Genomic DNA, 11342 nt, shown 5'->3' on the forward strand with positions numbered 1-11342 from the left:
TACCTCAAATTTTCTTTAAATAAATTTAACCACTCGGGAAGATTTCGGGAAGGTGTTTTTTTGGTCTTAGTCTGATATCAGATTAAACTTGCATCAATTTTAAATATAACACCATGAGAAATTTTAATTTTTTTAAGACAATTACAATTTATTTGTTATTATTTTCGGGAGGCTTGCTATCTGCGCAACAGCTTATTGTAGAACAAGAGAATATTACTCCGGAAAATAAGATTAAATATCAACGTCATTTTGATGGAGACAATTACACGCTTTTTTCAGAAGAAAGTACAGAAAGAGTTTATATACATAATGAATTGCTCAACCAAAATGATCAAACGACAGGAGAAGAAGAAGTAAATGTTTTGTTAAGTATAAATCTGGAATTTGATGCGGAGCAATCCAATCCACCGGGTGTGGTTCGGATTTTTAACGAATCAGGCTCTCTTTATATGGCCTACTGGGAGGAAATCAATCCGATTACCATAAATCTTCCTGCGGGTGTTTATGATATTGTGGCAGATTTTTCATCCGGACAAACAAGATATACAATTGTAAAAGAATTGATAGATGTTTCGGAGAGTTCTACAGTAGAATTAAATGTGGCCGATGCAACTAATTATATTTCTATCAATAGTTATATAGAAAACGGAGAGCCGTTAGAACCTGGGGTTTATAATGAAAATACAGACAGTTATTCTATGATGTTTTTCGACAGAACATTGTATTTTAATCCTTCCAATACCAAAATTGCTTATTATAGTTATGCCTGGGGGTCTCAGTTTACAGGAGATCCGGTATGGAATTTTTACATAAATGATGTAAGTGAACGTTATTCTATAGTCCAATCTGCTATAGGAACCGGGTACGAAAGTGGTAATAACTACTTCTCGAAATTTCCTACTATCACAAGTATAGACCAATCACTAACAATACATAACAATCCTGAAGATTATGCATTTCATGAGGAAAAAATTCAACCAAGTCCATTAGGAGTTTCTTCCGGAAACCTTCATCCGGGATTTTCCACGATAAGCACCTATAATGGTAATTTTATGGTATCCTGGACATTTTATAATACCGGAGATCCACTTAATGTAGAAGAAAGTACAAAATTTTATCTCAATAATTCCCTTGAAGAGAATGCAGGTGGTCTGTTGGTATTTCCGCTGATAGTGGATTACATGGATGATACCGAGGAAGTCTTTCATATTATGGGAAATGCAATTGTTTCTGGAGAAAATAATGAAGTATTTTATGGTTCCGGCGCAACTGCTTTTAGTTGGTACTTTTTGGGATATAATTATTATTATACTGAAAATGGCTTAAAAGTAGCTCCTTTTCATCCCCGATTTTCATTTTCTGCATCTGAAAATCCCGAAATAATACAAGGAAATAATGCTCCTATTTCTGTAATACTAGGAAGCGGAAACTATCTGATTCCTCAATATAAAGGGAGATACGGAGAAATAAGAGAAGGCGATTTCTATGATACTGATATTGAGGTCAAACAAGACGGAACGATTGTTTATTCGGGAAATTATAGAAGCAATTTTTCTATGCCACATGAAGGAGTTCTAGACCTTACACTTACCAATAATAACATTGAAGTTGATGGTTTGGCAGGCAAAAACATTACTCAGATAAGAATTGATCAAAATCAAGATGATATGAGCGCTCCGACTCTGCAGATACTTCAGTTTAGGAATGCTACTGGTAGGGTAACTGATCGCTTTTCTTCAGTTTCGGATGGTACGGTACGGATTGCGGCCGGAGATTTTGAAAACATTAACGTTGGGGAATATTTTGGGTACAAGGAAGGAAATTCCGTAGAACTTTACTACAGCTTATATAATCAGGACAACTGGACGGAACTGGAATTAACCGAATACCCTGAACATTTCTTTATGCCTGCATTCGGAGATTATTATGAAGCGTCATTGTCAAGCGTAATAGTACCCGAAGAAAATTCCTGGTTCGATGTGAAAATCATCTGCACCGATGCCGCCGGAAACAAACAGGAGCAGATCGTTTCTCCTGCTTTTAAAATAGGTGAGATAAATATGGAAATAGAGGAAGCCGAAAAATCCGGTTTAATGGTTTATCCCAATCCTTTTTCCAGTGAATTGAATATTCAACTTCCTGAAAACATCAAAGGAAATTATACTTTTAAAATTTCTGATTTGACCGGAAAAACCATTTATTCTAAAAGCCAAAACGAAAAATCATTCGTGTGGAATGGCTCCCCACTTCCAAAAGGAGTATACCTCATTTCAATCGAAAATAAAGTAAAAGTAATTGCCCGGAAAGTGATTAAGAAGTAGTTGTGTTAAATGTTAATTATGAAAGGTTCTTTTGATAAATCGGAAGGACCTTTTTACTTTTTAACCACGTTCTTCTTCGGCTGTGCCGGAACTTTCAAACCTGCTTCCTTGGCTTCCGAAATTCCGATGGCAACGGCTTGTTTGCGGTCTTTTACTTTTTTTCCGGACGAGGATTTTAACTTTCCTTCTTTGAATTCATGCATCACTTCCCCGATTTTTTCCTGTGCTTTTTTAGAATACTTTGCCATGATTTTCATTTTTTAATTCAAACGAATTCATTCAAAATTTAAACCATTTAAAAGTTTTAATCGCTAAATTTGTTTAAAATCAATAAGATGAAAACAATAATTGCATCAATATTCATCGCAGTTTTAATGATAAGCTGTGAAAACAAAAAAGAACAAACGCCAGCAACCACGACCGAACTTCCCAATGGAAACCCGGAAATTGTTGAGTTGACTTCACATTGTTATTTGTTCACCAACGGGAAAGATTCCATCCGTTTGAGTTACACACAGGAAAACGATGAGATTGACGGCTGGATGAATTATGATTTCTTCGAAAAAGATGGTTCTATCGGTGAGATTGACGGTAAGTTTTTCGGAGATACTTTGAAGCTCGAATATGAATTCATGTCTGAAGGAATGATTTCGGAACAGCAGGTTTATTTCCTCAAAAAAGATGGGAAATTATTCCATGGTGCAGGAGAAATGAAAATGGACAAGGATTCGGTGATGATTTATTCCAACCCGAAACAAATCAAATTTGAAGACACTACACCGCTTTCTCATTTGGATAATTGCCCTGAAAATTTCATCAAACAACAAAGCATTGATATGTATAAAAAGGTTTCAAACAGAAATTAATTCTTTCAATTCAATTAAATCCTGAGTGATTTTTGAACTTTCTATAGTGGGAAATTCAAAAACATTGGAATGTTGCTGTTGAATTCTTTCGATGATTTGAACGCAGATTTTTGCTTTTTCAGATTGTTCGGTTTCAATGAATGCAAATCCGGCGTCGATGAACATTCTGATTTGGTAATTCTTCAATTTTTCATCCAAAAGCAAAGCATCGCGCTCTTCTTCGTTTTCCAAAAGAAGATTTAATTTATCAGAATTTAATTTGAAATAAGTATTCATCAATTCATCAAACTGATTGAGAAACTTTTGCGGTTCTTCTTTCCCGTTTAATTCGAGCAAACGTGCCACAGCATTGACCATCTGCTCTATGATTTTGGAAATGAAATCTCGGCGAAGCATCTTATTTTTTTAAACTTTTGGTATAAGCGGAAACAGCAGCGAACAACCCCAAAAGTTCAATCATCATTCCTAAAATGATGAGGTTGTTTCCGGTCAGCCAACCTTCTGAATAGTGATTTACTTTGAGTAAAAATCCTGCGATGACAAATGCCAGTCCTAAAACGATAAATGTCAGTCCGACAATAATTTGAGGTGAAAATTTCATTTTAATCTAATTTATTTGCCAAACGTTTCATGACTTTGTGAGGCGGTTTGTTATCGTACAAAATTTTATAAACCGCAGACAAAATAGGTGCTTTTACTTCTAAAACTTTTTTGAGCTGGTAAACGCTTTTCGTGGCGTAATAACCTTCCGCGACCATGTTCATTTCTAAAATGGCAGCTTTTACGGTATAGCCTTTTCCCATCATGTTTCCAAACATTCTGTTTCGTGAGAAATTTGAATAACCAGTTACCAGTAAATCTCCCAGATAAGCAGACTCTTTCACGTCGCGTTCAATCGGAGAAATGTGCTGTGTAATGCGGTTCATTTCGCGCGTTGCATTGCTCATCAAAACAGCTTGGAAGTTATCTCCATAACCCAATCCATGAGCGATTCCGGCAGCGATGGCATAAATGTTTTTCAAAACTGCGGCATATTCTGTCCCGAAAATATCTTCTGAAATATTGGTTTTGATGAAACTACAAGCCAATCCATCCGCAACCATTTTAGCCTTTTCTGGATTTTGAGCGGCAATAGTCAGGTAAGAAAGGCGTTCCAAAGCGACTTCTTCCGCGTGACAAGGTCCGCTGATGACTCCAAAATTCTCAAAATCTACGTTAAATTCATCGTTCAAATAATTTCCAACAATCTTAAAATGTACGGGAACAATCCCTTTTATAGCGGAAACCACGAATTTATTTTCCAACGAAACGGTCAAATCTTTCAAACAAGATTCCAAGTGAATCGACGGCACCGCCACGATGATCCAGTCCGAATTGGCAACCAGATCGTTGATGTCGGTCGTGAGGTTCAATTGTTGCGGATTAAATTCCACAGCGCTGAGGTAGTTAGGATTGTGGCGGTTTTTGAGCAATGCGCCCTTGAGGTTTTCGTCGCGTACCCACCAATTGATTTGTTCATGGTTTTTGCACAACATCTTGGCTATTGCCGTTGCCCAGCTTCCACCTCCTACTAAACCGACTTTTGGTCTTGACATTTTGTGTTTGTTTACGTTTTTTGCAACTCCAAAATTAGTGAATTCTCTCCAACTTTGACAAAGTTCCGAACTTTGTCAAAGTTATCTTAAATGAAAAGAATCATTTTATTAATTCAAAAAGAAAGTTCAAATTTGTGAGTTATAAAAGTGAAACCTTGTACAAAAAGCTTTTAAGTGAAACGGTAATTTATGGAATCGGCTCTATTTTGCCGAGGTTGATTAATTTTGGGTTGATGCCTTTGTATGCAACTCAAATTGATACAGCAGAGTTTTCCAAATTTGCTCAATTATATTCTTTGGTTGCGTTTGTAAATATTGTTTTGACTTTTGGGTTTGAAACGGCCTATTTCCGTTTTTCATCGGATAAAGACCTTTCAGGAAAAGTATTCCATTTGTCCTTTTGGTTTGTGTTTGCAAATGCGCTGACTTTCTTGCTGGGAATGTACATTCTTAAGATTCCCTTAGCTAATGTTTTTGATTACCAAGAACATCCGGAATATTTAATTTGGTTTGCATGGATTGCATTTTTTGATGCCATTTGTATGGTTCCTTTTGCTTTTCTGAGATTTATGGGGAAACCTATCAAATATTCAGCGATTAAAGTATTTCAAGGTGTATTTCAAACTGTTTTGGTTTTGATATTTTTCTTTTGGATCCCTGAAAATTTCTTGCAAAATATTGGTTTAAATGAAAAGGTTTCCTATCCGTTTTTCGCGAATCTAATAGCCGCTTTCTCGGGAGTATTATTGCTATCTCCTATTCTAATGAAGGTCAGATTTTATTTCAATTGGGAGTTATTTAAAAAGATGGTCAACTACGGTTATCCTGTTATGTTAGCAGGATTGGCATTTGTGACAAATGAAAATTTGGATAATTTGCTTTTGAGAGATATGATTAATGAAGCTGAAGCTGGAGCTTATGCTGGTTGTTACAAAATAGCGACAGTTATGATTCTCATGGTAACAGCTTACAGAATGGGAGTTGAACCATTCTTTTTTAAACAAGCTCAAGAAGCAAATGCAAAGAAAACTTATGCAAATGTGATGCTTTATTTTGTAATTTTTTGTGGATTGGCTGTTTTAGGATTGATGGCAAATTTAGATTGGATTAAAAGAATTTTAATTCCAAATCCAGATTATTGGATTGCTTTGCAAATTGTACCAATTGTGGCGATTGCCAATTTCTTTTTCGGGATTTATTACAACCTTTCAACCTGGTACAAAGTCACTGACAAAACTTATGTCGGAACGATTATTTCCTGGGTGGGTGCAGGATTAACGATTGGTTTTAATATTGTATTCATTCCTATCATTGGATTTATGGCTTCTGCCTGGGCAACGCTTTTGGCATATGGAACGATGATGGTAATTTCCTATTTTTGGGGACAAAAACATTACAAGATTCCATATAAAACCAAAAAAATAGGATTGTATATCATTGTAAGTGTGGGATTTGCTTTGCTGAATTATTATTTGTTTAAATCGAGCATTATCATTGGTAATCTTCTGCTATTGATTTATATTGCAATCGCAATTTTTATTGAAAAATCGAGTTTAGATTTAGAGAAACAAAAAGCAAAAACTTAAAAAATCATTACCTACATTAAAGAAACAAAAACTTAAAAATGAAAATAATTATCCCAATGGCCGGTCGCGGCTCCCGGTTGAGACCACACACTTTAACTGTTCCAAAACCTTTGATTCCTATTGGAGGAAAGCCAATCGTGCAAAGACTGGCAGAGGACATCACGAAATTATCTGACGAAAAAGTGGAAGAAATCGCTTTCATCATCGGGGATTTTGGGGCTGAAGTAGAAGCTCAATTGTTAGGAATTGCAGAAAAATTAGGCGCAAAAGGAACTATATATCATCAGGAAGAACCTTTGGGAACTGCACACGCAATTTGGATGGCAGAACAATCTTTGTCAGGGCCGGTTGTGGTTGCCTTTGCTGATACGCTTTTTAGAGCGAATTTCCATTTGGATATGAATTCTGACGGAGTTGTTTGGGTAAAGAAAGTTGAAGATCCAAGCGCTTTTGGTGTAGTGAAATTAGATGCTTATGGTGTGATTGAAGATTTCGTAGAGAAACCTAAGGAATTTGTTTCAGATTTGGCGATAATTGGAATTTATTTCTTCAAAGATGGCCAAAACCTGAGAGAAGAAATCAAATACATTATGGACAATGAAATCCAAGGAAATGGGGGTGAATACCAGCTGACCGATGCTTTGGAAAATATGCGTGCCAAAGGAAAGAAATTTACATTGGGTCCTGTTGATGAATGGATGGATTGTGGAAACAAAGCCGCAACTGTAGATACAAACGGAAAAATATTAGGATTTGAAAAAGAGGAATTTGCCAACGTTCCAAAATCGGCTCAAATCTCCAATTCGTTGATTATTCCACCTTGTTTCATCGGTGAAAATGTTGTGATTGAGAATTCTAAAATCGGTCCATATGTTTCATTGGGTAACGGCACAAAAGTTGTGAATAGCAACATCGATAACTGTTTGATTCAGGAAAAATGTGTCATCGACCACGGCAATCTTACAGGTTCTATGATTGGAAATCATGCACAGTATTTTGGTGTTTCCAGAAATATCAGCTTAGGAGATTACTCCGTTTTAGACTTTAAAAACAAAGATTAATTTGATTAAATTTAAATTCCATACAAAATTAATTGTAGCCATTGCAGCCAGTTTGCTTGTGTTTTCTTGTAAAACAGCAAGCGTAGTTTCGGGCGGTGATGCAGAAAATATGAAAACGGCTTCTGTGATTAATAAAGTGTTGGCGCAGAAGCCTTCTTTCACTCATCTCACAATTAATTCCAAAATAAATGCGGATATTGATGACGTTTCCACTAGTTTAAATGGAAAAATTTATGTCAATAACGGCAAAAAGATTTGGGTAAATGTTTCCAAATTTGGAATTAATGGGGCACGCGCAATCATTACTCCGGATGGTTTTAAGGCTTACGAAAAACTCGAAAAAACATTCATCGACGGAGATTTTTCTTATTTCAACCGATTGTTGAAGGTAGATTTCATTGATTATGATAAATTACAAAATTTGCTTTTAGGAAGAATTTTTGTAGATATGAAATCTTCTGATTTTGATTCTGAAATAATTGAAAATCAATATGTTTTGAATTATAAGGAAAATAATGAGTTACTTCAAAACCCAAAAGACGGAAAGTACATTCAAACCTATAAAATTGGTTCAGATTTTTATTTAAAGGAAGCCTTTTTGAAAGACCCAAAAAGCCAGATGGAACTTTATGTCAATTATTCAAACTGGATAAAGGTTGGTGTTCAGATGTTTCCGAAAAATGTTAAAATTATTGTAAAAGACAAGAAAACGCAAAAAGTAGAGTTGGAATACAATAATTTTACATTCGAACAAATTGATACACCTTTTGAAATCCCTTCAGGATATAAACCAAATGACATTTTGAAATGAAGCAACATTTGATTTTTACCATCCTTTTTGCAATCCTTTCCGGATGGGCAAATGGTCAGATAACTGAAGCTGAACTCAAAGCGCAAAAGGATAAATTACAACAGCAGAATTCATCCCTCAAAAAAGAAATTTCAGGATTAAATAAAGATTTGCAAAAAAATCAAACCGAGTCTAAAACTTCTTTGTTGTATGTTCAGAATTTAGATAAAAAAATCATAGCACAATCTCAATTGGTCAATGGTTTGACCAAAGAAAAAAGATTTATCGAAGATGAAATTTACTTGACTCAGTTGGAAATCAATAAATTGAGTCGTGAATTAGTTGAATTAAGAAAAGAGTACAAGGAAATACTTGTAAAAGCTTATAAGAACAAATCTGTAGAAAATAAATTGCTTTTTGTATTGTCATCTGAAAGTTTATCGCAAGCATTCAGAAGAATTAAATACATCGAAAAATATTCTGAATACCAATTAGGAAAAGCAGATGAGATTCTTGCCAAAACAAAGCAAATCGAGAAGGAAAAATCGGCAAGAGAAAAATCTAAAATGGAAAAAGAATCTGTTTTGGCACAGCAATCCATTATGAAAGATGAATTGGAAGTAGAGAAAGGAGCTAAGCAGAAAGTTATAGAGGAATACAAGAAAAATGCAGGCGAAATTTCTCAGAGAATTGCCGAAAAACAACGCCAGCAAAAAGGAGTTGATTCCGAAATCAAACGCATTATTGACGAAGAAATAAAGCTTGCTAAAATCCGCGCAGAAAAAGACAAAAAAGATTGGGATGCTGCAGCTAAAACCAATACGATTGCTTCCTATCAAACTTATTTGAACACTTGGCCGGGTGGAGATTATTCGAATGCTGCACAGAGAAATATTCAGCAATTGGAAGCAGATAACAAAGGTTGGCAAACTGCGAGAGGTTCACATACCAAAGCAGCTTATCAATCTTATTTGAAAAACTTCCCTCAAGGTCAGTTTGCATCTACTGCGAGAGTAGAAATTGGAAAATTTGAAAAGGCAGAAGAAGAACAACGCCTGGCAAAAGAAAAAGCAGAACGCGAAGCAGAATTGGCAAATAAACCTGTTGAGAATGTTGTGGTGAAACCTGTAGAAACACCAAAACCTGTCGAAAATCCGAAGCCCGATCCGGCTCCTAAACAGGATTTTGCAGACAGGAGTAACTCGGCAGAGCTATCAAGTGATTTTTCTAACAATCGTGGAAGACTCCCATGGCCGGTTGCAAAAGGTCAGATTGTTGGTAGATTTGGAGAAAATCCACACCCGATTTTGGCGAATATAGTAATTAATAATGACGGTGTTGACATTGCTACCAATAAAGGATCTAATGCCAGAGCAGTTTTTGAAGGAGAAGTAACTGCTATCATCTCCATTCCTGGCGGCAACCGTACGCTTTTGATCAGACATGGAACTTATTATACTGTTTACAACAACTTGTCATTTGTTTCAGTTAAAAAGGGTGACAAAGTAAAAAGAGGACAAGATCTGGGTAGAATTTATACCGATGAAAACGGAGATACGATTCTGAAATTTGAAGTAAGAAGTGGCTCAACGAAACAAAACCCGGAAAGTTGGCTAGGTGGAAACTAATTTTGCCGTAACTTTGTATAAAATATTGAAAATGAATTTAGCATATATATTTAGTAACATCGGGACAAGAGAAATTATCCTGATTGTTTTGGTCGTAATCTTATTATTTGGAGCCAAAAAAATCCCGGAATTGATGAAAGGATTGGGTTCTGGAATCAAAGAATTCAAAGACGCAACGAAGGAAGATGAGAAAAAGGCGACGGACAATAATAAGACGGACAATCCATCTTAATTTGACCTGTTTAATTATCTCTAAATAATTTATTTGAGAATGAATTTCACTCAGAAAGCTTGGAATATTTTCAACGAAAGTATTGGCCATTACCATCAGTTCAATGATGTAAACAAAACGATTGAAAATCCTTACGACGAATCACAATTGATTGAGCATTTGCTTTACAAGAAAAATTGGATTGATACAGTTCAGTGGCATTTGGAAGACATCATTCGTGATCCGAACATCGATCCGGTTGAAGCATTGAAATTAAAACGTTGGATAGATAAGTCCAATCAGGAAAGGACCGATATGGTGGAATATGTGGACAGTTGGTTTCTGCAGCAAAATGCAGGAGTTGAGGTGAAAACTGGAGCAAAAATCAATACGGAAAGTCCTGCATGGGCAATTGACCGTTATTCGATTTTATCATTGAAAGTTTATCATATGCAAGAAGAAGCAACTCGTGCAGATGCTTCTGAGGAACATAAAACTCAATGTCAGAACAAATTAAATATACTTTTAGAACAGCATAAAGATCTATCAACTGCAATTGAAGAATTGTTGGAAGATATATCTGCCGGAAGAAAGTATATGAAAGTTTACAAGCAGATGAAAATGTATAATGACGAGGATTTGAATCCTGTTTTGTACAAGAACAAATAAGTATATCTAAAAATAAATAATTAATTCCTAAGTTTTGCTTAGGAATTTTTTATGCGGAAAAATTAAAATAAATCTAAAAAAGAAAGCTAAAAAATAAGCTCGAACTTATTTTTTAGCTAACCTAACCAACCTAAACCTATTTTTCTCTCTAAATCGAGAATATTTTAAAGTTCAGTTACGAACGAATTTTGATAATGTTATTATGGTTTTACGTACGTATTAACTGATACTTGATCGTTTTCTGAAACTACAGCAATGTAATAGAAACCTGATTGAAGATTGTTAACATCCACAGAAGTATTATAACTTGTGTTTATATCTTTTGACTTAACTACATTTTCATTTTCGTCAAATACAACATAACCTACCATTTTCTCTCCTTCTGATGCCACATCAACCCTATTAGAAGTTATATTTGTAACATTAGACTCAAATCCACTGCTTCCGCTTCCTATACGTACACCAACTGTTGTATGCTGTGCAAATGCGAAGCCCGAAGCCAATATTACGAACGCGATAAATAGTATGTTTTTCATGGTTACAAAGTTAAATTGTTTTATATATATGAGATATACCTAAATCTTGGTATTTTTGGGTTAATTCATTCATTTTGAG

Annotated in this window: 13 protein-coding genes; 8 read left to right on the top strand and 5 right to left on the bottom strand. The window is 35.3% G+C overall.

Annotated features, from left to right (window positions below; genetic code table 11):
- The first annotated feature begins 113 nt into the window (after positions 1-113).
- Entirely contained in the window at positions 114-2321 is a 2208-nt protein-coding gene (locus B8977_RS00810; protein WP_084015380.1) for a T9SS type A sorting domain-containing protein, read from the top strand.
- Positions 2322-2374: 53 nt separating this feature from the next.
- Here B8977_RS00810 and B8977_RS00815 read toward each other — a convergent pair whose 3' ends face one another.
- Positions 2375-2569: a DUF6496 domain-containing protein gene (locus B8977_RS00815; RefSeq protein WP_084015953.1), complete on the bottom strand. Its 195-nt coding sequence runs from the start codon at positions 2567-2569 to the stop codon at positions 2375-2377.
- An 87-nt stretch (positions 2570-2656) separates the two neighbouring features.
- Between B8977_RS00815 and B8977_RS00820 the strand changes: the two genes are divergently transcribed.
- Positions 2657-3187 carry a hypothetical protein gene (locus tag B8977_RS00820; protein ID WP_084015381.1) on the top strand — a complete coding sequence of 177 codons (531 nt, stop codon included), beginning with the start codon at positions 2657-2659 and terminating at the stop codon, positions 3185-3187.
- On the opposite strand, the gene B8977_RS00825 is transcribed toward B8977_RS00820, so the two are convergent.
- From B8977_RS00825 to B8977_RS00835, 3 genes are read right to left on the bottom strand one after another with little or no spacing between them, the layout of a single operon-like run.
- Positions 3173-3583, bottom strand: coding sequence for a hypothetical protein (locus tag B8977_RS00825; RefSeq protein ID WP_084015382.1), 411 nt, complete (start codon positions 3581-3583; stop codon positions 3173-3175). The two genes, B8977_RS00820 and B8977_RS00825, sit on opposite strands and share 15 nt — an antisense overlap.
- A 1-nt stretch (position 3584) precedes the next feature.
- Positions 3585-3788, bottom strand: coding sequence for a hypothetical protein (locus B8977_RS00830; protein WP_084015383.1), 204 nt, complete (start codon positions 3786-3788; stop codon positions 3585-3587).
- Between the two features lies 1 nt (position 3789).
- Positions 3790-4782: an NAD(P)H-dependent glycerol-3-phosphate dehydrogenase gene (locus B8977_RS00835; protein WP_084015384.1), complete on the bottom strand. Its 993-nt coding sequence runs from the start codon at positions 4780-4782 to the stop codon at positions 3790-3792.
- Positions 4783-4916: 134 nt separating this feature from the next.
- Here B8977_RS00835 and B8977_RS00840 point away from each other — a divergent pair, with 134 nt between their 5' ends.
- From B8977_RS00840 to B8977_RS00865, 6 genes are read left to right on the top strand one after another with little or no spacing between them, the layout of a single operon-like run.
- The gene (locus B8977_RS00840; RefSeq protein WP_245828376.1) at positions 4917-6368 is read left to right on the top strand and encodes a lipopolysaccharide biosynthesis protein; all 1452 of its coding nucleotides are present in this window, start codon (positions 4917-4919) and stop codon (positions 6366-6368) included.
- 38 nt (positions 6369-6406) lie between these two features.
- Positions 6407-7429, top strand: coding sequence for a sugar phosphate nucleotidyltransferase (locus tag B8977_RS00845; RefSeq protein WP_084015386.1), 1023 nt, complete (start codon positions 6407-6409; stop codon positions 7427-7429).
- Between the two features lies 1 nt (position 7430).
- Positions 7431-8240, top strand: coding sequence for a lipoprotein insertase outer membrane protein LolB1 (locus tag B8977_RS00850; protein WP_084015387.1), 810 nt, complete (start codon positions 7431-7433; stop codon positions 8238-8240).
- On the top strand, positions 8237-9847 hold the full coding sequence (locus tag B8977_RS00855; protein WP_084015388.1) for a murein hydrolase activator EnvC family protein: 1611 nt from the start codon (positions 8237-8239) through the stop codon (positions 9845-9847). The genes B8977_RS00850 and B8977_RS00855 overlap by 4 nt, the downstream gene beginning before the upstream one ends.
- 31 nt (positions 9848-9878) lie before the next feature.
- The gene (locus B8977_RS00860; protein ID WP_084015389.1) at positions 9879-10079 is read left to right on the top strand and encodes a twin-arginine translocase TatA/TatE family subunit; all 201 of its coding nucleotides are present in this window, start codon (positions 9879-9881) and stop codon (positions 10077-10079) included.
- Between the two features lie 39 nt (positions 10080-10118).
- Positions 10119-10727 carry a DUF4254 domain-containing protein gene (locus B8977_RS00865; RefSeq protein ID WP_084015390.1) on the top strand — a complete coding sequence of 203 codons (609 nt, stop codon included), beginning with the start codon at positions 10119-10121 and terminating at the stop codon, positions 10725-10727.
- Positions 10728-10927: 200 nt separating this feature from the next.
- On the opposite strand, the gene B8977_RS00870 is transcribed toward B8977_RS00865, so the two are convergent.
- Entirely contained in the window at positions 10928-11230 is a 303-nt protein-coding gene (locus B8977_RS00870) for a hypothetical protein (protein ID WP_143736263.1), read from the bottom strand.
- Positions 11231-11342 lie beyond the last annotated feature (112 nt).

This window comes from Moheibacter sediminis, from assembly GCF_900176425.1.
GTDB classification, from domain to species: domain Bacteria; phylum Bacteroidota; class Bacteroidia; order Flavobacteriales; family Weeksellaceae; genus Moheibacter; species Moheibacter sediminis.